The sequence below is a fragment of the Paenibacillus anseongensis genome (assembly GCF_009757995.1).
GTDB classification, from domain to species: domain Bacteria; phylum Bacillota; class Bacilli; order Paenibacillales; family NBRC-103111; genus Paenibacillus_E; species Paenibacillus_E chondroitinus.
This window is the reverse complement of the sequence record NZ_WSEM01000007.1, coordinates 47,399-67,877: the sequence shown is the minus strand read 5'-3', so window position 1 is coordinate 67,877 and position 20,479 is coordinate 47,399. Positions and strand designations below refer to the sequence as shown.

17 protein-coding genes are annotated in these 20,479 nt (G+C 41.2%); 14 read left to right on the top strand and 3 right to left on the bottom strand.

Annotated elements, in window-relative coordinates:
- The first annotated feature begins 4 nt into the window (after positions 1–4).
- From rfbF to GON05_RS39880, 7 genes are read left to right on the top strand one after another with little or no spacing between them, the layout of a single operon-like run.
- The gene (gene rfbF / locus GON05_RS07380) at positions 5–781 is read left to right on the top strand and encodes a glucose-1-phosphate cytidylyltransferase (RefSeq protein ID WP_157318519.1); all 777 of its coding nucleotides are present in this window, start codon (positions 5–7) and stop codon (positions 779–781) included.
- Entirely contained in the window at positions 778–1,842 is a 1,065-nt protein-coding gene (gene rfbG, locus GON05_RS07375; RefSeq protein WP_157318593.1) for a CDP-glucose 4,6-dehydratase, read from the top strand. The genes rfbF and rfbG overlap by 4 nt, the downstream gene beginning before the upstream one ends.
- 21 nt (positions 1,843–1,863) lie before the next feature.
- Complete coding sequence (gene rfbH, locus GON05_RS07370) at positions 1,864–3,234, top strand: lipopolysaccharide biosynthesis protein RfbH (protein ID WP_157318518.1); 1,371 nt, start codon at positions 1,864–1,866, stop codon at positions 3,232–3,234.
- A 4-nt stretch (positions 3,235–3,238) separates the two neighbouring features.
- Complete coding sequence (locus GON05_RS07365) at positions 3,239–4,303, top strand: NAD-dependent epimerase/dehydratase family protein (RefSeq protein ID WP_157318517.1); 1,065 nt, start codon at positions 3,239–3,241, stop codon at positions 4,301–4,303.
- Between the two features lie 8 nt (positions 4,304–4,311).
- Entirely contained in the window at positions 4,312–5,514 is a 1,203-nt protein-coding gene (locus GON05_RS07360) for a class I SAM-dependent methyltransferase (protein ID WP_157318516.1), read from the top strand.
- A complete protein-coding gene (locus tag GON05_RS07355) occupies positions 5,507–6,307 on the top strand; it encodes a transketolase (protein ID WP_157318515.1) in 801 nt (266 codons plus the stop codon). Before GON05_RS07360 ends, GON05_RS07355 begins: the two co-directional genes overlap by 8 nt.
- Before the next feature lie 23 nt (positions 6,308–6,330).
- On the top strand, positions 6,331–7,206 hold the full coding sequence (locus GON05_RS39880; protein ID WP_157318514.1) for a transketolase C-terminal domain-containing protein: 876 nt from the start codon (positions 6,331–6,333) through the stop codon (positions 7,204–7,206).
- 103 nt (positions 7,207–7,309) lie between these two features.
- Here the strand turns inward: GON05_RS39880 and GON05_RS07345 are convergent, their stop codons facing one another.
- From GON05_RS07345 to GON05_RS07335, 3 genes are read right to left on the bottom strand one after another with little or no spacing between them, the layout of a single operon-like run.
- The gene (locus tag GON05_RS07345) at positions 7,310–9,259 is read right to left on the bottom strand and encodes a TPR domain-containing glycosyltransferase (RefSeq protein WP_157318513.1); all 1,950 of its coding nucleotides are present in this window, start codon (positions 9,257–9,259) and stop codon (positions 7,310–7,312) included.
- Positions 9,260–9,283: 24 nt separating this feature from the next.
- The gene (gene tagD, locus GON05_RS07340) at positions 9,284–9,685 is read right to left on the bottom strand and encodes a glycerol-3-phosphate cytidylyltransferase (protein WP_157318512.1); all 402 of its coding nucleotides are present in this window, start codon (positions 9,683–9,685) and stop codon (positions 9,284–9,286) included.
- 6 nt (positions 9,686–9,691) lie between these two features.
- Complete coding sequence (locus GON05_RS07335; RefSeq protein WP_157318511.1) at positions 9,692–11,233, bottom strand: CDP-glycerol glycerophosphotransferase family protein; 1,542 nt, start codon at positions 11,231–11,233, stop codon at positions 9,692–9,694.
- Between the two features lie 367 nt (positions 11,234–11,600).
- On the opposite strand from GON05_RS07335, the gene GON05_RS07330 reads away from it, so the two are divergent.
- From GON05_RS07330 to argJ, 7 genes are all read left to right on the top strand, one after another.
- Positions 11,601–11,798, top strand: coding sequence for a cold shock domain-containing protein (locus tag GON05_RS07330; RefSeq protein WP_028556842.1), 198 nt, complete (start codon positions 11,601–11,603; stop codon positions 11,796–11,798).
- Between the two features lie 259 nt (positions 11,799–12,057).
- The gene (gene hpf / locus GON05_RS07325; RefSeq protein ID WP_127453305.1) at positions 12,058–12,612 is read left to right on the top strand and encodes a ribosome hibernation-promoting factor, HPF/YfiA family; all 555 of its coding nucleotides are present in this window, start codon (positions 12,058–12,060) and stop codon (positions 12,610–12,612) included.
- A 253-nt stretch (positions 12,613–12,865) separates the two neighbouring features.
- Positions 12,866–15,385 carry a preprotein translocase subunit SecA gene (secA, locus tag GON05_RS07320; protein WP_157318592.1) on the top strand — a complete coding sequence of 840 codons (2,520 nt, stop codon included), beginning with the start codon at positions 12,866–12,868 and terminating at the stop codon, positions 15,383–15,385.
- 56 nt (positions 15,386–15,441) lie between these two features.
- A protein-coding gene (gene prfB, locus GON05_RS07315; RefSeq protein ID WP_157318510.1) for a peptide chain release factor 2 occupies positions 15,442–16,561 on the top strand; the annotation gives its coding sequence in 2 pieces (ribosomal slippage) (positions 15,442–15,513 and positions 15,515–16,561; 1,119 coding nt in all).
- Positions 16,562–16,661: 100 nt separating this feature from the next.
- On the top strand, positions 16,662–17,534 hold the full coding sequence (locus GON05_RS07310; RefSeq protein ID WP_397370699.1) for a YitT family protein: 873 nt from the start codon (positions 16,662–16,664) through the stop codon (positions 17,532–17,534).
- A 637-nt stretch (positions 17,535–18,171) separates the two neighbouring features.
- Positions 18,172–19,221 carry an N-acetyl-gamma-glutamyl-phosphate reductase gene (argC, locus tag GON05_RS07305; RefSeq protein WP_157318509.1) on the top strand — a complete coding sequence of 350 codons (1,050 nt, stop codon included), beginning with the start codon at positions 18,172–18,174 and terminating at the stop codon, positions 19,219–19,221.
- Positions 19,222–19,247: 26 nt separating this feature from the next.
- Positions 19,248–20,474, top strand: a complete 1,227-nt coding sequence (argJ, locus tag GON05_RS07300; protein WP_157318508.1) for a bifunctional glutamate N-acetyltransferase/amino-acid acetyltransferase ArgJ — start codon at positions 19,248–19,250, stop codon at positions 20,472–20,474.
- The last annotated feature ends 5 nt before the right edge of the window (positions 20,475–20,479 follow it).

Here is a 20,479-nt window from a genome sequence, read left to right as displayed (position 1 = left end):
ATACATGAAGGTTGTAATATTAGCAGGTGGATATGGAACGCGAATAAGTGAAGAATCATATCTTAAGCCAAAGCCGATGATTGAAATAGGAGAAAGGCCAATTCTCTGGCATATTATGAAAATATACTCTCATTACGGATTTAATGATTTTATTATTTGTCTTGGGTATAAAGGGTATAGTATTAAAGAATACTTTGCTCATTACTTTATGCATGAATCGGATGTTACCTTTGACTTCAGAAATGATAATCAAACCTCAATTCATTATCATTCAGCCGAGCCTTGGAAAGTTACTTTAGTAAATACCGGTCTTGATACAATGACTGGTGGTAGAGTGAAAAAGGTGAAGAAATACATTAATGATGAACCATTTATGCTCACTTATGGTGATGGTGTTGCTAATGTAAATATTCATGACTTGATCAGGCATCACAAGCTACATGGAAAAATAGCAACTGTTACCAGTGTACAGCCAGGGGGGCGGTTTGGTGCACTAGAATTAAATACAAATAATGAGGTAGTTGGTTTTCAAGAAAAGCCAAAAGGTGATGGTCACTGGATTAACGGGGGCTTCTTTATAATGGAGCCAGATATTTTCGATTATTTAGATAATGATGAAACGGTTTTGGAAAGAGAACCTCTAGAGAAACTTTCGAAAAAAGGTGAGTTGTCAGCTTATAAACATTATGATTTCTGGCAGCCTATGGATACACTTAGAGATAAAAATTATTTGGAGGAACTGTGGAAAGCCGAACGAGCCCCATGGAAATTATGGATATGATTAACAGATCATTTTGGAAGGGAAAGAAAGTATTTTTGACTGGTCACACTGGCTTTAAAGGCTCATGGTTGGCTATCTGGTTACAAATGCTTGGTGCGGAGGTAATCGGTTACGGGTTAAAACCAAAGAATGAAAATGATATTTTTAATGTTGCAAAACTTGACAAACATATCGTAGATATTCGCGCAGATGTACGTGACTTGAATCGATTAAAGAACGAGATTAAACAACATAAGCCTGATATTGTATTTCACTTAGCTGCTCAGCCGTTAGTTTTACATTCATACCAAGATCCAGTTTACACATATGAAACAAATGTTATGGGAACTCTTCATTTATTAGAAGCTATTAGAGAGAGTGACACCATAAGGGCAGGAATTATTGTTACCTCTGATAAATGCTACGAAAATAAAGAGCAAATATGGGGCTATAGGGAAAATGATCCAATGGGGGGATATGACCCTTATAGCTCTAGTAAAGGTTGTGCGGAAATATTAACTGCATCTTATCGAAATTCTTTTTTCAACTCTAGCAATTATGTAGTACATCAAAAAGCGGTTGCTACTGTTCGAGCAGGGAATGTTATTGGTGGAGGCGACTGGTCTGAACATAGGTTAGTACCAGATTGTATTAGTTCGCTGATCGCAAATAATAAAATTGAGATTAGAAATCCTAAATCGATTCGACCTTGGCAACATGTAATAGAACCTCTACATGGGTATCTGATTTTGGCAGAGAAGTTATTTTCGGAAGGCACTACAGTAGCTGAAGGTTGGAATTTTGGCCCAGATGAACACAACGCTCTGGAAGTAGAGTATGTTGTAAAAATGCTTATAGAAAAGTGGAATAGTCCAGCTGAGTATAAGGTTACTTCGAATTCGAATGTCCACGAAGCTACATATCTTAAACTTGATTGTTCAAGAGCAAGGACCTTATTACAATGGCACCCGAAATGGAACATAGATTCTACAATACAAAAGGTTGTAGAGTGGACACAAGCTTTTATAAATGGAGAAGATATGTTCAAGGTTAGTCAAAATCAAATAAAAGAATATTATTAACATGTATAAACGGAGGCACAAATGAAGGAATTACAGGGGCAAGAAATTGATCTTAGAGAACAAGTAATTCAAGCTGCAGTACGTTATTATGAAGCGGTTCACAAAAATAAAAACGAAAAATATACTCCAGGTGATCATATTTCATACGCCGGTCGAGTATTTGATGAAAAAGAAATGACCAATCTAATAGATTCCTCTTTAGATTTTTGGCTAACCACAGGTAGATATTCAAAACAATTTGAGAAGAATTTTGCGGAATTTCTGGGTGTTCGCTTTTGTTCATTAACAAATTCAGGATCCTCTGCAAACCTTTTAGCCTTTATGGCCTTAACTTCTCCCAAATTAGGAGAGCGCCGCATAAAAAGAGGTGATGAAGTAATTACAGTTGCTGCAAGTTTTCCGACAACTGTTGCACCAGCTATTCAATACGGCGCTATCCCTGTTTTTTTGGATATTGATATTCCTACTTATAATATGGATGTTACCTTCTTGGAGAAAGCACTATCAGAGAAGACGAAAGCGGTCATGATTGCTCATTCATTAGGAAACCCATTTGACCTTCAGACTATTAAAGATTTTTGTGATAAATATAACCTATGGCTAATTGAGGACAACTGTGACGCACTGGGTTCAAAATATAAAATAAATAATGAATGGAAGTATACTGGAACAATTGGCCATATTGGAACATCCAGTTTCTATCCACCTCATCACATGACAATGGGTGAAGGTGGGGCGGTGTATACCAATGATCCTCAACTAAAAATGATAATTGAATCTTTTAGAGATTGGGGTAGGGATTGTTGGTGCCCGTCAGGTAAGGATAATACTTGCTGTAGAAGATTTAATCAGTCATTTGGTGAACTTCCCTTTGGATATGATCACAAATATGTATATTCACATTTTGGTTATAATCTAAAAGTCACTGATATGCAAGCAGCTATAGGTGTCGCTCAAATAGAAAAACTACCTATATTTATTGAATCCAGAAAGAATAATTGGGCGAAAATTAAAAATTCTTTGAAAGATTTTACAGATGTGTTCATTTTACCAGAAGCAACTCCTAATTCTGACCCGAGTTGGTTCGGTTTCACACTAACCGTTAAAGCGGATGCCCCCTTTTCGAGAGATGAGTTAGTTCAGTTTTTAGAAGGTAGGGAGATTCAAACGAGAATGTTTTTTGCCGGGAATCTTATTAAACATCCGTGTTTTGACGAAATGCGTAGCTTAGGAGAGGGCTATAGAGTTGTAGGTAACCTTACTAATACTGATTTAATTATGAATCAATCTCTCTGGTTAGGAGTTTATCCTGGTTTAACTATTGAAATGATAAATTATATGATTGACTCAATTATTACTTTTGTAAAAGATAAGCAATCGATGAGAGTGTGAGCAAATGAACAGAATACTTGCAAATGATTTTCTCGAAATTAGTAAACATATCAAAAACAAAGACCAATTTAAAAATACCAAATGGGTAATAACAGGATCAACTGGTATGATTGGATCATACTTAGTATCTTTTCTTTCATGGTTTAATAAAGAGTTTCTTAATCATTCACTGTCAATAATAGCAACTTATCGAAATGAGCTAAATGCATTTCATCCAATACTAAAAGAAATATATAGTGATAAATTAATTAATTTTAAAAAAATAGATGTTGGAACTGAATTTGACCTCCCTGAATTAAAATTTGTAGACTTTGTTATCCATACTGCTTCCAATGCAGCCCCCCAGTCTTATATATCTGATCCTATAGGGACAATCAATGCAAATATTCGAGCAACAGAGTATATTCTTGATCAGCTTAAGGACAGTGTTTATCTTAAGTCCTTTCTATATATTAGCTCTGGCGAGATATATGGGAATCCTTCGTTAGAGAATGTGCCTACACGGGAAACTTACATCGGAGAGACAGATCATCTTTCATTAAGATCTTGTTATGTGGAATCAAAAAAATTTGCTGAAACTATTTGTTATAATTATTACCGTACTTTTAATATCCCGGTAACGATGGTAAGGCCTATTCATGTTTATGGTCCTGGATTCAAAGAAAATGATAGTAGGGTTTGGGCTGATTTCATTATAAAAGCTACAAAAGAAAATCACATTGAAATTCTTGGAGATGGAACTCCACGTAGGGGATTTTGTTATATATCTGATGCCATCTTACAAATGATAAATGTATTAGTTTATGGTAGACCAGGAGAGGCATACAATATCGGGAATAGTCATCATATATCGATAAAAGATCTTGCTAATGTAGTTGCTGCATCTTGTTCAAGGAGCGTGAGTGTTTACGTGAAAAACGAGCTCCCAGAATATTTAAAAACAAGTCCTCAGATATCATGTCCTGATATGAAAAAAACATCCGAACTTGGTAAGTTATTTTCTACTGATATTGAAGTAGGTATAGCTAGGACAATATCATGGTATCAAAATCCAGATGAAATGATGTGATTATATTTATGAATAATGAGTTCCATTCGATAGATAACTGTAGATCTTGCGGGAATGAAACATTCAGGGAGATCTATCAGGTTGATCCTATTCCTGTCGCAGGAATGTACGCAAATATAGATGATTTTACAGAGGGTATTAATATACCAATTACACTTATTCTTTGTGAAAACTGTAATTTAGTTCAACTAAAAGAGACTGTGAATCCAGAGATTTATAGTAATTACAGTTTTGCTGGAAGCACGACTCCTACATACAAGAATTATCTATCTGACTTGGCAAAACATCTGGTTGAACAAAAAGGAACTAATAATAAAAAAGTTTTGGAAGTAGGCGCAGGTGATGGAACTTTTCTTCAACATTTGAAGAGTTATGGACATAATGATGTGTTAGGCGTTGAGCCTTCGACACAATTATGTGTTTTTTCTAGAGAAAAAGGGATTCCAATGATTAATAACTTTTTTAATAAGGAGTTCTTGAATCAAAGTGAAATAGGAAAGTATGATTTGGTTATCGTACGGCATGTGTTAGAACACATTGATAATTTAGAAGAAATGATTAATTGCTTAAAGTTCGTATTAAAGCCTGAGGGTTTATTAGTTGTAGAAGTACCGGATTTTGATGCCACTTTAAAATTTAACTTATTTTCAAATATTTTTCACGAACACCTGAATTATTTCACTATTGAATCTATTAGTAGTCTGTTAAGTAGGCATAATTTTAGTATAGATTATACAGAGAGAGTTAATATCCACGGTGGTTCTATTTTACTGTATCTTAAGAATGGCAGCGATACAAGCATATCTGAATCACATAATATTGATCTTTTAAAAATAAACTTGTTTTCGAATAATGCGATGAAATATTTCAATGCAATTAAGAGGGAAATTGAAAAACTAATCGATTCTAATAAAATAGTTCATGGTTTTGGAGCTTCACATCGCACGTTTCTACTCATGGCAAATGCTAAATTGTCTAGTATAGAAGTACCGATATTATATGACAATAATACTTTTTTGCATAATAAAAAATTATTAGGTTTAAACGCATCTGTATACCCAGTTGATCGCCTAAATAAGAACGAACATCCTGATGCGATTGTCATATTTGCAACCTCATATGAAAATGAAATTATAGAGTTATTAAGACAAGAATATGGATTCAATGGAGAAATTGTTTCTTTAAAATATGAGGTGCTTTTGAATGAATGAAATTGAAAAGCTATATTCAATTAGAAAATCTATATTGAATATGATGCATTACTCAAAGTCATCTCACATTGGTTCTTGTTTATCTATAGTGGAAATTTTATATGTTCTTTATTTTAAAGTACTTAGAGTCGATCCGGATTCTCCAATAGATCCTGCTAGAGATAAATTTATTTTAAGCAAAGGACATGGAAGTGCAGCGCTTTATGCAACTTTAGCAGAAAGAGGTTTTTTTTCAAAAAAATATTTGGATGAATTCTATGTAAATGGTGGTCGATTACCAGGTCACTTGGACATGAGTGCTGTTCCTGGTATTGAAGTATCAAGTGGATCTTTAGGACATGGGCTCTCGATTGGTGCTGGCATGGCGATAGCAAATAAATTAGCGAAATCAGAAGCTAGAGTTTTTGTATTAGTAGGTGATGGGGAGTGTAATGAGGGGAGCATATGGGAAGCTGCAATGTTTTCATCCCATCATTTATTGGACAATCTGACTGTTATAATTGATTATAATAAACTCCAAGGGTTTGGAGAAACCAATGAGGTAGTAAATCAGAAATCAATTATTAATCGTTGGCAAGCCTTTGGATGGGAAACATACGAAATAAATGGCCACGAATCAAAAGAAATCTATACGGCTTTAAACAAGAAACAGTTAGCTCCAAAAGCTATTATTGCTCATACGATTAAGGGTAAAGGTATTTCATTCATGGAAAATAAATTAGAATGGCATTATAAATCGCCAAATGAGGAGCAGCTAAATAGAGCATTAATAGAATTGGGTGATTTTCAGTGAGAAATACCTTTATTAAAATATTGATGGAGCAAGCTGAAATTGATAACCGTATAATGATTATTACACCCGATCTAGGATTCTCGGTGTTAGAGCCATTTGGTAAAAAGTTCCCAAACCGTTTAATTAATGCTGGCATAGCAGAACAAAATGCTATAGGAATAGCTTCTGGTTTGGCACTTTCTGGAATGGTTGTGTATGTATACAGCATTATTCCCTTTGTGACTATGAGGTGTTATGAACAAATAAGAGTGGATGTTGCATACTTAAATGCAAATGTTCGTTTAGTTGGTGTTGGGGCAGGACTAAGCTATGGTCCAGCAGGAGCGACACATCATGCCTTGGAGGATATTTCATTAATGAGAAGTCTGCCTAATATGACAGTATGTTGTCCTGGTGATCCAATTGAAGTGAGAGATCTTGTCCGAAGCAGTTTTACTCATGAAGGTCCAATGTATATAAGATTAGGCAAAAATGGTGAAACATGCATACACGATGAGAATCAGCATATTGAACTTGGACAAGCAGTAACAGTAAGAGATTATGGTGATTCTGAAGCAGTGCTAATAACAACGAGCAATACATTTCACTTAGCTCTAGAGTGGGTTGATCAATGGAAGAATGAAGAAGGCATTAACGTTATGTTAGTTAGCATGCCTACGATAAAACCGTTCGATAACAAAAAAATTATTGAGCTAATTGATTTAAGTATACCAATCTTTACCTTGGAGGAGCACACAGTCATTGGGGGATTAGGAACTACGGTAGCGGAAGTTATTGCAGAGTATGGAAAACCAGTACAATTTAAAAGAATCGGGATCCCAGATGTTTTCACACACGTTGTGGGTGATCAACATTACTTAAGAAAAGAACTTGGAATAGTGAAACCAAAGTTGAATTGATTTTATAAGAGTTTACAAGGGTACGGATAAACAAAGGAATCCCCGTTTCTTTCAACAGGGATTCCTTTGTATTAACGTCCTAATAAGACTTTGTATCAACCAGTCACAAACTTTGAATAAACGGAAGCATCTTATCTTTAGGAAAACTATCTTCGAAGTTTTGTTTGTACCTCGATCTTTCCTCTGCAATTGTACAGTATTTACACAATAATACATGCAAATATACCTTCTGTGGTTCTTTTTCAACACCATACTTCAAGAATTCTACTGCGTCCTCATATAACCGCTGATTTATATGATAATAGGCTAAGTTTTCAGCACTCAATCCATTTAACTCATTTTGATCCAAGAGTAATGAGTAATAGTTCATCGATAGGTCAATTTGATTTTTATTATAGAAATAATTTGCCAACTGATTAACTAAAGCTGGAGTACCAATCTGATTAACTAGACGGTCATAGGCTTCGAACTGCTGCAGCGTGAATAAGTCTGTCAATAGGAGAAGTAACTTACTTGATACATCTGTACTACTATCCTTTTGACTATATGTTAAATGTTGGAGTAGCGCGATTAAGAGTTGCTTTTCATTATAGTAAGTATGGTTCTCAGCTAATTCAAGCTGCTCGATATAAGCAGTCGTTTCCCAAATCAATGATGCTAGAAGAAGATGCTTTACAAATTTATCAGAATCTTTTTTCTCTAGAGGAATTTCCTTTAAATACAAATCAAAAGCAGCCCGATCATTAATTAATAGGGATAGACGCATTTCGTCCAAGGGTTGTACAAGCTTTAAGGCTCTTGCTTTTTCTATATATAATTCAGTTAATTGAAGATGTCCAATAGCTAAGAACGTTTGTAACCGAATCGAAATATGCCGCGGATTATCGTCTGAATAAACTTTATTCAAAAAGCCTGCTATGGACTCGGTAGTTTCGTTTAATGCTAACAGTTCACATAATTTGATAAGCGACTGCATATCGTTTGAATCATTCATTAGTAGTTTTGTTAAATAATAAACTGTTTTCTCGATATCTCGTTCGCGGTAATGTAAATCCTTGAGACGTATCTGAGGAAGTTTTGAACCATAATCGGGACTGATAATCCAAGCGTCTTTGTTCAAATCAGCTAGCCGTTCTGAACACAACAGTGCTTCTTCATATTCACTTTTAGCTTCACTAAACAGTCCAAAATATTCATAGAAAATGGCACGTATACAGTGGTACTCAGGGTAGTTAATGTATTGAGAGAGTTTACTCTCAACAAGGTCCCACGCCTCTTTAATGCTTCCAGAGTTAAATAAAGAACTAATGAGTCCGGCAAGACAATGGATATACCATTGAAAATTTGGATTGCAACCACTAAAGCCACGTTGATAATAATAAGCTGATTTTTTAAAGTCTTTTTGGGAATGATATTCATTGGCTAATGTAAAGTAATCATATGCCGTGAATTTCCCCTCTTTTTTCATCTGATCAAAGATAGCCATATTTCGCTCAGTTTTATTTTTTTCCAGCAGGACTTCTTTTAAGTAGCCTGTATGATAGATTCGAAATGATATCGGATATCTGTTGAGTGCAGTGCTGTGTATGGAAACAAGTTGCTCATGAATGGGACGGTTGAAAAGAATTCCCATATGATTAGGAAAAATACGATCCGTTGTGGATTCAAGAATATTACTTTCTGCTAGTGAGTCGCCAGTGAAGCTAATAATTTTTATGTTAAGAACAACATCTGCCCTGGGCTCTTCATTAATAAGCATTTCTCTCAAGTTATGAACGTCTGCTTGTTCGATATATTCATCTGCATCCATGATAAGAATCCACTTTCCCGTTGCTTTTGCTATTCCTTTATTTCGGGCTGCGGAGAAATCATTGATCCAAACAAAATCATAAATATGATCCGTGTATTTTCGTGCAATTTCTTTGGTTGAATCTGTTGAACCTGTATCTACGATAATAATTTCATCGACTAAATCCCTGACGCTATCTAAACAACGCTCAAGGACCTTTTCTTCATTTTTGACGATCATGCAAAGTGAAAGTAGTTTTTCCATAAAGCCTCCAAATAAAGCGGTTAGTTAAGTGGGCATGCTTGTTTGTTGGTAGTGCTGACGAATATGACTGGATGAAATATTATTCGTACGTTCAAGATAAACGACGTTACAATGTGCTTTCAAGAAGTCGAATTTCCCAATCCAATCGTTCCCGATGACAAAGGTGTCGATTCCAAGGCGAATGATGTCCTCTGTTTTTTGTTCCCAGGAATACTCAGGAATAATCTCATCTACATACCGAATTGCTTGCAAAATCAGTTCGCGTTGCTCGTATGGGAAAAAAGACTGTTTGCCTTTGCCTGCATTAAATTCATCGGTAGATAATGCTACGGTAAGATGATCGCCTAGTTCCCTTGCCCGCCGCAATAAAAGTATATGACCATGATGCAGCAAATCAAAAGTTCCATAGGTAATGATCTTTTTCATTGTTATTTACCTGCTTATCTGGTTATTTTGTAGTTTGGCTAAACTTGATTGTATGGATGCAACGAGCTGCGGATCCTTACAGTATCTTAAAGTTTGTTGGTAATAGTGGGTAGCTGATTGACTATTCCCCATACCTTCATATATAAAAGCAAGATTATATAGAACATCTACATTGTCCTTTTGAATCATATGAGCCAGTGTAAGAGTTTCAATTGCCAAAATAGATCGTCCTTCAATATAGTCGATAACGGATTGCATGCACATAATCTCTACGTCGCCATCGCCGGCTATTTTCACATATTCGTCGATTGTTTCTTGTGCTTTGTTGACTTCGCCAGATTCAATGAAGTCGCTGATGTGCTTTTTAAGCATAACCTTAAGCTGTTCAAACTCAAATTGCTTTTTATGTGAATGTTCTTTCTCCGCATAGTGTTGGTCCACATATTCGTCAATGATTTGCCATAACCGTGCACTGGCCAGATTATCATGATGCGTATGAACCATAGATTTAATTAACTGTCGTTCTTGGGCATAATAATTAACTTCTTGCAAAGAACGAATGATCTCAAGTTCTAGTTCGGCTTGGTTGTATGTTTTAGGGCCTGGTGTCCAAAAATCATATGGTTCAAGCAGGAAATTACGTGATTGCCGATATTCTTCGACATCAGCAGGAGTAAAAACGATAGGTTTATCTATTAATAAATAATCGAAGAAGACCGATGAATAGTCCGTAATTAACAAATGACTTGATCCTAAGACTTCGTACAGATCCGAATCATTTGCTTCGAGCATCCCATTTGTTAATAAGTAAATACCCTTGCTTTCTAGCTTATCTACGTATTCCTTTACACGCTTTTCTTCATACGGATGAAGCTTTACCACGAAGGTAAGCTTGTTTGCGGAGAGGAATGAACCGAATGTTTCATAATCAAACTCGTCATAGCCAAACATATTAGCCCAATTTTTATGGCCTTCAACACGATCTAAGCTGTAAGGGGCTTTGCGAAAAGTAGGCATAAAGAAAATGATTTTGTGATCTTGCGGAATCTTATTCTGGAAAAATTGCCGTAATTTTATCTCACTGTTTTGTTTGAATAACATATCATTGCGGGGCATGCCGGTTATGCGATAATGATTGATTCGGTTCCCCATGCATGCATTGTAAAGTGTGTTATATAAAGGAGAATAGGACGCGATCAGATCGATATGAGACCAATGACGCGAAATTGCTTCAGAAGATGTCTGTTCGCCTGGGTCCATGTTAGCCATCCCTTTTAGTGGGAATCCATGCCATAGTTCAATATTAATTTTATCATTTAACGTTGGATATTCCCCGTGTGTAGTAATGAACACGTCGCTTGAATGAATATCTTTATCTTCAACAGTGAAAGTTCGATTTTGAACTAAAGTTACATCATATTTTTCTTTTATATAGGAAGGCATTTGTTTATAAAGAACATTGCTATTCGAACCGGAGTTTGAGCTCTTGATCATGCATATTTTTATCCTAGGTTTTCTCGGTTCTTCCATACTTTCAATGTGACTCATGGGTGGTATCTCCCTTCAATTGTGAAGCCTATCATTTATATCGTCAAAAAGCGAGACTGTGTAAACCCCATAACTAAAATAATTTCTAGTTATCCTCAATGGGATGAAAACACGCCTGTGGATAATGTGCACAAACCTGTGCATAACTCTGTTAATAAAGTGGATAAACCCGCGCCGCGACAATATTCTACAAATTTTGCAGTTATCCACGGTTTGTATATACCCGAATTTTCAAAAAATTTACTTGATTGGCAAGTTTCAAATTGACAGGTCAAGCAGACGGGTGTTATAGTCAAAAAGTAAGGGCTTACATTATTCATTTGCTTATGATTATTACATTTTTTAAAACGAAGGGAATGTGTACGTTATGCAAGGTAAAGTGAAATGGTTCAACGCAGAGAAAGGCTATGGTTTCATTGAGCGTGAAGATGGTGGAGATGTATTCGTGCATTTCTCAGCTATTCAATCCGAAGGATTCAAAACGCTGGACGAAGGTCAAGCAGTAGAGTTTGACATCGTAGAAGGCGCACGCGGTCCGCAAGCAGCTAACGTTAGCAGACTATAATCATCCGGCACGATCGGTGCCGCTAGTATACACCTACGAACATGCACACCTTGGGAGTCATCCCGGGGTGTTTTTTTGCGTAGATTATAAAGTATAAGTTGCGTACTTTAGCTTCGCATCTACCTTGACCAACGCGCTCGTCCTAAAAGGACGACGAAGTCATTTATCCTTGGTATACATATTATGGTCGGAATTTAAAGGAATTATGAAGATGGGGTGGAATGTAGTATACTGTAAGTAGGAAGGGAGATGTTTAACTATGATGATTAGCATTCGCGGAGAACACCTTGAAGTAACTGAGGCCCTCAGGGACTATGTCGAGAAAAAATTAAACAGACTAGATAGGTATTTTGAAGCTCCCCTTACATCCGATGTACAAGTAAAGCTAAGTGTGGTCAAAGATTTACAAACCATCGAGGTCGCCATTCCTTTAACTGGCGTGCTGCTTAGAGCAGAGGAACGCAACTCTGATATGTATGCTTCGATTGATTTGGTTGTGGACAAGTTAGAGCGCCAAATTCGCAAGCATAAAACGAGAACCAACCGCAAAATTCGCGAAGAAGGCGGCAAGCGTGATTTGTTTAAAATGGAAACATCACCTGTCACTTTCGTGGAAGAGGAAGAAGACTTTGAATTGGTCCGCAACAAACGCTTCGATTTGAAGCCGATGGATGTGGAGGAAGCGATTTTGCAAATGAATTTGGTGGGTCACAGTTTCTTTGTTTTCTCCAATATGGACACAGATTCTGTCAACGTAGTTTATAAACGTAATGATGGCAAGTACGGATTGATTGAACCGGCTATTTACAAATAAAATAAATACTTACAAAGAGCTTGATTCGATTCGGTCGAATTGGGCTCTTTTCTATTGATACAGCATTGTAGATACGTTTATTTTGCATGCATGCATTTTCGATAACGATTCAATACTATAGAAATAAGCTAAAACGTGAAACTTTTGAAGGCCATAAGCAGTTTATATGAATGTAGGCCGAGGGTTTGTTGCGGCAGAGCAGTCAATGATGGTACAATTTAAGGATACGAATGCAATAGAAAGGGGTTCACCGATGCTAGGACTAGTGAAGAAGATTTTTGGTGATTCCAATGAACGGGAAGTTAAACGGATGTTGAAAGCCGTTGATTATATCAACGAGCTTGAAGCAGGCATTGAGCCATTATCTGATGAAGAGCTAAGAGGCAAGACTGTGGAGTTCCGTAATCGCTTGGAAAAGGGCGAGGAACTGGATGATTTGCTTCCTGAAGCTTTTGCCGTAGTCAGAGAGGCAGCCAAACGTGTATTGGGTAAACGTCATTACGACGTTCAACTTATTGGGGGTATGGTGCTGCACGAAGGCCGTATCGCTGAGATGAGAACAGGGGAAGGGAAAACGTTAGTTGGAACACTTCCTGTCTATTTGAATGCCTTGCTGGGTAAAGGCGTGCACGTGGTAACGGTCAATGACTATTTGGCACAACGTGATAGCGGCGAAATGGGCCAGATTTATGAATTCCTTGGTCTGACGGTCGGGGTCAATCTGCATGAACTTTCCCATGAGGAAAAGCAAGCAGCTTATGCTTGCGATATTACGTATGGAACGAACAATGAATACGGGTTCGACTACCTGAGAGATAACATGGTGCTCTACAAAGAGCAGATGGTACAGCGTCCGCTTTATTACGCGGTTATCGATGAAGTTGACTCCATTCTGGTCGATGAAGCTAGAACGCCTCTTATTATTTCGGGACAAGCTGCCAAATCAACGGATTTGTATTATTCGGCGGACCGTTTTGTGTCCAATTTGAAAATAGAAGAGGATTACACGATCGATATTAAAGTGCGTTCCGTAGCTCTTACGGAAGAAGGGGTTGCGAAAGCAGAGCGCGCATTCGGCATTGAGAACTTATTTGATCATCAGAATGTGAACATTAACCACCATGTGACTCAAGCCCTTAAAGCGCGTTTCATCATGAAACGTGATGTAGACTACGTCGTACAAGACGACGAGGTTATGATTGTTGATGAATTTACAGGCCGTATTATGACAGGCCGTCGCTATAGTGATGGGTTGCACCAAGCCATTGAGGCCAAAGAGCAGCTGCAGGTTCAGAATGAGAGTATGACGCTGGCGACGATTACGTTCCAGAACTATTTCCGGATGTACCGCAAGCTAGCGGGTATGACTGGTACGGCGAAGACGGAAGAAGAAGAGCTCAAGAAAATTTATGGGCTTGAAGTTATCATTGTTCCAACGAACCGTCCGATGATTCGTAAAGATATGCCGGATGTCGTGTACAAGTCGGAAAATGGTAAGTTCAGAGCGGTTGTTGAGCAAATTGTGGAGAAACACAAGCTGAATCAACCGGTTCTTGTCGGTACGGTTTCGATCGAGAACTCCGAAAGACTTTCTGAGATGCTCAAAAAGAAAGGCGTACAGCACAAGGTCCTCAACGCCAAATACCATGCGGAAGAAGCTGAAATTGTATCACGTGCAGGTCAACCGGGATCAGTGACGATTGCTACGAATATGGCGGGCCGCGGTACCGACATTATGCTTGGCCAAGGCGTACATGATATCGGTGGATTGCATATTATAGGTACAGAACGTCATGAAAGCAGACGAATCGATAACCAGCTGCGCGGTCGTGCAGGCCGTCAAGGTGACCCTGGTTCTTCACAGTTCTACCTCTCTCTAGAGGATGAATTGATGAAACGTTTTGGCGCTGAAAATATTATGGCCATGATGGACCGTCTGGGAATGGAAGAAGACCAGCCGATCGAGAGCAAGTTGATCTCACGTGCGGTTGAATCGGCTCAAAAACGCGTGGAAGGAAACAACTTCGACGTTCGTAAAGTAGTCCTTCAGTATGACGATGTGATGAACCAACAACGTGAAATTATTTATAAACAGCGCCGCGAACTGCTGGAATCCGAAAATATCCGCGAAGTTATCGAGGGTATGATTAACGCAGTGATCGAGCGCGTCGTGAAAGCTCACTGTCCGGAGGAGCAAATTCCGGAGGAGTGGGAGCTTACAGAGGTCGCGAATTTCGTGAACAACAACTTCCTACAGGAAGATGCGCATATTAGCGATCAAACGATTTGGGGCAAAGAGCAAGAAGAGATCATTGATCTGATCAAAGAACTTGTCAGCAAACGTTATGACGAGCGTGAAGAAGAGATCGGACCTGAATTCATGCGTGAATTCGAGAAGGTTGTTGCGCTTCGTGCAGTAGACAGCAAATGGATGGATCATATTGATGCGATGGATCAACTGCGTCAAGGTATCCACTTACGCGCATACGGCGGTACGGATCCGCTTCGTGAATACCAGTTCGAAGGTTTCGAGATGTTCCAGGAGATGATTGATAACATTCGTGAAGAAGTGGCGATGTATATCATGAAAGCTCATGTTCAAAGCAACCTGGAGCGTCAAGCCGTAGCCGAAGGGCAAGCGGTTGATACGAAGAACGAAGCTGGCGGCAAGAAGCCGGTCGTACGCGACGAAGAACAGCGTATCGGACGTAACGATCCTTGCCCGTGCGGCAGTGGTAAAAAGTTCAAACAGTGCCACGGACAAGGCAGCTAAGCGAAGCTGACGCGATCCGGTTAGCAAAGGCACAAGAGAATAAAGAGGTGTAAGACATGCTGGAACCAGAAGTGAAACAGGATTTAAGAGAAACAGCAAAGCGACTAACCGAATTACGGGGGTCTCTTTGACTTAGATCATAAGCTGGAAGCGATCGGCGATTTTGAGGAAAAAATGGGGGCACCGGACTTCTGGGACGATAACGAACGCGCCCAGAAGACCATCTCCGAGCTCAACGCGATCAAAAGCGTTGTGGATCAGTTTCAGGGCTTCACGAACGAGTTTGACGACCTGCAGGTCATGGTCGAGCTCGAGGAAGAGGAAAGCGATGCTGGCCTGGTGGCTGACATTGAGAAAGGCATCGCGGCCTTAAAGACCAAGCTCGAAAGTTTCGAGCTTGGCCTGTTACTGAATCAGCCGTATGACAGGCTGAATGCGATTCTAGAGCTGCATCCGGGGGCCGGCGGCACGGAGTCGCAGGACTGGGCGGAGATGCTGCTGCGCATGTATCGCCGTTGGGCGGAGAAGCAGGGCTACAAAGTCGAGGTGCTCGACTATTTGCCCGGCGACGAAGCTGGCGTGAAGAGTGTCACGCTGCAGATCACGGGCTTCAACGCCTACGGCTACTTGAAGGCGGAAAAGGGCGTGCACCGGCTCGTGCGGATTTCGCCGTTTGATGCCTCAGGCAGACGCCACACGTCCTTCGTGTCGTGCGACATCATGCCGGAGATCGAGGACGATACGGAAGTTGAGATCCGCACAGAGGATCTCAAAATCGATACGTATCGGGCGAGCGGCGCCGGCGGTCAGCACATCAACACCACGGATTCGGCCGTGCGGATTACGCACATACCGACTGGGGTCGTGGTAAGCTGTCAGCAGGAGCGTTCGCAGATCAAGAACCGCGAGAAAGCAATGAAAATGCTGCGTTCCAAGCTGTATGAGAAGAAAATCGAAGCGCAAATGAAGCATTTGGCTGAAATTCGCGGCGAACAGTCCGAAATTGGCTGGGGAAGCCAAATTCGTTCTTATGTTTTTCATCCGTACAGCATGGTGAAAGACCACAGGACATCGGCTGAGACCGGGAACGTCGGCGCTGTGATGGACGGGGATCTGGATATGTTCATTGACGCCTACCTGCGTCATCAGATTCGCAAGCCGGACAACGCGGAATAGTTGATGTTTTGTCCTTGGTGGCAAAGTGAAACGCATAACAGAAGCAATTGACGATCATCCTACACCTAACAGGTGTAGGATTTTTTGTGAGAGGAGGCCTATCGTGGCCAGAAGAGAACCACTGATACGGATAGGAAGTCCTGCACATACCGTATTTGAATATTCCTTGCTAGTTATAGGCTCGTTGGTCATGGCAGCAAGCTTTAACTGCTTTTTGAACCCGAACCAAATTGCGACCGGCGGGGTTTCGGGCATTTCGACCATCATTCAACACCTTTCAGGTTTGAATCCCGCTATCACCCAATGGGCGCTGAACATTCCAATTTTCCTTTTAGCCTTATGGTTGCTGGGGGGACACTTCGGTGTGAAGGCAGCTGTCGGTTCGGTCATATTTCCGCTATGCGTCCTGGTGACCAGCCATATAGGCGTGCCGACGCACAATCCTTTGCTCGCTGCCGTTTATGGCGGAATTGGCGTCGGGCTTGGACTAGGGATTGTTTTTCGCGGACGTGGATCGACAGGCGGGCTTGGGTTGGCCGCGCAAATTTTACATAAGTACACAGGATTAAGTTTAGGCTTCTCTGTTGCGGTATTTGATGGTCTGGTGATCATCTCGTCAGCGCTAGTGTTCACGCCGGAGAATGCGTTGTACGGAATGATCGGCTTATTTGTGACGACCAAAACGATTGATATCGTGCAAGTTGGCTTCAACTACGCAAAAGTAGCTTTCATTATCTCGGACCATTCGGATGCGATTCGCAAAGCCATTTTGTTTGATTTGGATCGCGGGCTGACCGAGCTTAACGGATCCGGCGGTTTTACCGGGGAGTCGCGGAATGTGATGATGGTCGTCGTGAAGCAGAACGAGGTCAGTCGGTTGAAAACGCTGGTCCAGTCGGTGGACCCGCAGGCGTTTGTCATTTTGAGCGAAACGAATGAGGTGCTAGGTGAGGGCTTTAAGCGGCATGCTTAGAAGCCTTGCAGCTGGCCATATTACATGAAGACGTGCTTAGTGCACGTCTTTTTTGTGTGAATGGAATACGGCGCATGGATATCGATAAGGCAACTTGATTGTATTTTGTGCAACATGGCAACGACTTCTGGATAAAGCCCAGTCCTATCTTGTACAAAGTGCAATCACTTCGGTTAAAAAGCACTGTAATCAGGCCCTTTTAGCTAAAATAGTTGCACAAAGTACAACGAGGGGGAAGACTAGGCCTCAAATGTAGCGATAATGATGTATAAAGTACAACATAGAATGATCCCTAATCACTGATGCAATGACCGAAAATATCCTGACACAGCTTCAACATTCTCCCGAAAAGAGTCACAGACGGCCATAAAAAAATGTTGCTTGTCCATTGATTAATTTGGGATAATATAACTGTTCATGATTGAACAAAATGTCTATGCATATTATGAATTTTTTTCGTCCAAATGACTGCGAGAAACTCAATGCAAGATTTTTGTTGAAAAAGCGGGGAAACCCTTGATTCATATCGGATCCAAACGGATGAAAACGGAGAAAACTGGTGAAAAAAATTCATTGAATTATTATGTATATGACTGTATAATCATACATATATTTTCGGAGTAACGGGGGAATTCATATGAGTCATATCGTTAGAGCGGCTATTATTGGAGCTACAGGGTACGGTGGCGCGGAGGTTATTCGCCTTTTGCAGGCGCATCCTCTTGTGAAAATCACTTCGGTCATCTCGACCTCGAATGCGGGAGCTCCGCTTGCTGATCATTTTCCACATTTGCAGGAAGTGGTTGTTGATATTTTGGATCAACTCGATGTTGATCTTATTGCTAGTAAATCCGATGTCGTGTTCCTGGCAACACCAGCGGGCGTAAGTGCAGAGCTTTCACCGAAACTTTTGGCTGCCGGCCTGAAGGTTATTGATATTTCCGGGGATTTGAGATTGAAATCAAGCAGCGATTATGAAAAATGGTACAAAAAGAAGCCGGCTTCCGAGGATATGTTGGCGAAGTCGATCTATGCTTTGTCCGAAGTATTCGGGGACGAAGTCAAAGGCAGCGATTTGATCGCCAATCCTGGCTGTTATCCGACAGCAACGCTTCTGGGGCTAATCCCTGCTGTGAAAGCAGGTTGGATTGATCCGTCTACGATCATCATTGATGCCAAATCGGGTGTATCCGGCGCAGGGCGCGGCGTTAATCTGGGTGTGCACTACGCGGAAGTCAATGAGAATTTGAATGTGTATAAAGTGAATAAACACCAGCATATTCCGGAAATTGAGCAAGCGCTCAGCCGTGTAGCGGGTAAGCCGGTTGTGACGACATTCACGACACATCTTGTGCCAATGACGCGTGGAATTATGTCCACGATGTACGCTACCGTCAATGGTGAGCATACAGCTGCTGATTTTATTGAACTTTATCGTCAATTCTATGAGGGCCGGAAGTTTGTACGGATTCGTCAAGAAGGCAAGTTCCCTTCCACGAAGGAAGTATACGGTTCTAATTATTGTGATATTGGTTTTTCCGTGGATGAGCGGACGGGTCGCGTGACGATCGTTTCTGTTATTGATAATGTCGTGAAAGGCGCTGCCGGGCAGGCCATTCAAAACTTGAATTTGATGTACGGTTGGGAAGAAACGACCGGATTGCTTTTCGCACCGGTATATCCATAAGAAGCGGAACATGTGAGGAGACGAGGATGTTGGATACAGTTAGTTTCACGGTGGTGCCTGAGGGCACAGTAACGACACCGAAAGGCTTTCGTGCAGGCGGCCTGCACTGTGGATTAAAAAAGACGGAGCGCTTTGACCTAGGCGCGATCGTATGTGATGTGCCGGCGGCAGCGGCAGGCGTGTACACGCTGAACGCGTTTCAAGCGGCACCGCTGCGCGTGACGCAAGAAAGCATTGCCCAAGGCGGCAAGCTGCAGGCCATGATCGTGAACAGCGGCAACGCCAACGCGTGCACAGGCCAGCAAGGCGAAGACGACGCGTACGCGATGCGCGCAGCCAGCGCGAGGGCGCTAGGCGTAGCTGAGCATCAAGTCGGCGTGACGAGCACTGGCGTAATCGGCGAGCTTCTGCCGATGGGCAAAGTGCTGGCAGGCATCGAGCAGCTGCCGCAGCGCATTAAGCTAGACGGAGGCGAAGACTTCTGCCAGGCGATCCTGACAACGGATCTTGTGCAGAAGATGACGTGTGTCCGTCTTGTTGTGGGCGGCAAAGAGGTTCACATTGCCGGTGCAGCCAAAGGTTCGGGGATGATTCACCCGAACATGGCAACGATGCTCGGTTTCATGACAACCGACGCACCGATCGAAAGCGAATACCTGCAGCAGCTGCTTAGCAGGATCACAGATAACACCTTCAACATGATTACTGTTGACGGCGATACATCCACCAACGACATGGTCGTGGTGATGGCTAGCGGTTTGGCTGGCGGCGAGACACTGACTCCGGAGCATCCGGATTGGGAAGCATTCGCAGCAGGTTTCCAATACGTTGGCGAGTATTTGGCCAAAGCGATTGCACGTGACGGCGAGGGCGCAACGAAGCTGATTGAGACGACGGTTATCGGCGCTGAGAGTGACGAAGCAGCTCGCAAGATCGTGAAGTCGATCATCGGATCGAGCCTTGTGAAGTCCGCTGTGTACGGCGCTGACGCGAACTGGGGTCGAATCATTGCGGCTGTCGGTTACTCGGGACAACCGGTGAATGTGAACACGGTCGATATTCGCTTAGGCGATATCGCAGTGCTGGAGCAATCGCGTCCGGTGAAGTTCGATGAGGAAGCGGCGCTTGCTTATTTGAAAACAGATACCATTCAAATTCATGTGAATTTACATATGGGCACTGGCAAGGCAACGGGCTGGGGCTGCGATTTGACATATGATTACGTGCGCATTAACGCGGCTTACCGCACATAAGAAGG

Bases quoted from the DNA above. Each gene is read 5' to 3' on its own strand.
- rfbF (WP_157318519.1), top strand. From the start codon at position 5: ATGAAGGTTGTAATATTAGCAGGTGGATATGGAACGCGAATAAGTGAA.
- rfbG (WP_157318593.1), top strand. From the start codon at position 778: ATGATTAACAGATCATTTTGGAAGGGAAAGAAAGTATTTTTGACTGGT.
- rfbH (WP_157318518.1), top strand. From the start codon at position 1,864: ATGAAGGAATTACAGGGGCAAGAAATTGATCTTAGAGAACAAGTAATT.
- GON05_RS07365 (WP_157318517.1), top strand. From the start codon at position 3,239: ATGAACAGAATACTTGCAAATGATTTTCTCGAAATTAGTAAACATATC.
- GON05_RS07360 (WP_157318516.1), top strand. From the start codon at position 4,312: ATGAATAATGAGTTCCATTCGATAGATAACTGTAGATCTTGCGGGAAT.
- GON05_RS07355 (WP_157318515.1), top strand. From the start codon at position 5,507: ATGAATGAAATTGAAAAGCTATATTCAATTAGAAAATCTATATTGAAT.
- GON05_RS39880 (WP_157318514.1), top strand. From the start codon at position 6,331: ATGGAGCAAGCTGAAATTGATAACCGTATAATGATTATTACACCCGAT.
- GON05_RS07345 (WP_157318513.1), bottom strand. From the start codon at position 9,259: ATGGAAAAACTACTTTCACTTTGCATGATCGTCAAAAATGAAGAAAAG.
- tagD (WP_157318512.1), bottom strand. From the start codon at position 9,685: ATGAAAAAGATCATTACCTATGGAACTTTTGATTTGCTGCATCATGGT.
- GON05_RS07335 (WP_157318511.1), bottom strand. From the start codon at position 11,233: ATGAGTCACATTGAAAGTATGGAAGAACCGAGAAAACCTAGGATAAAA.
- GON05_RS07330 (WP_028556842.1), top strand. From the start codon at position 11,601: ATGCAAGGTAAAGTGAAATGGTTCAACGCAGAGAAAGGCTATGGTTTC.
- hpf (WP_127453305.1), top strand. From the start codon at position 12,058: ATGATGATTAGCATTCGCGGAGAACACCTTGAAGTAACTGAGGCCCTC.
- secA (WP_157318592.1), top strand. From the start codon at position 12,866: ATGCTAGGACTAGTGAAGAAGATTTTTGGTGATTCCAATGAACGGGAA.
- argC (WP_157318509.1), top strand. From the start codon at position 18,172: ATGAGTCATATCGTTAGAGCGGCTATTATTGGAGCTACAGGGTACGGT.
- argJ (WP_157318508.1), top strand. From the start codon at position 19,248: ATGTTGGATACAGTTAGTTTCACGGTGGTGCCTGAGGGCACAGTAACG.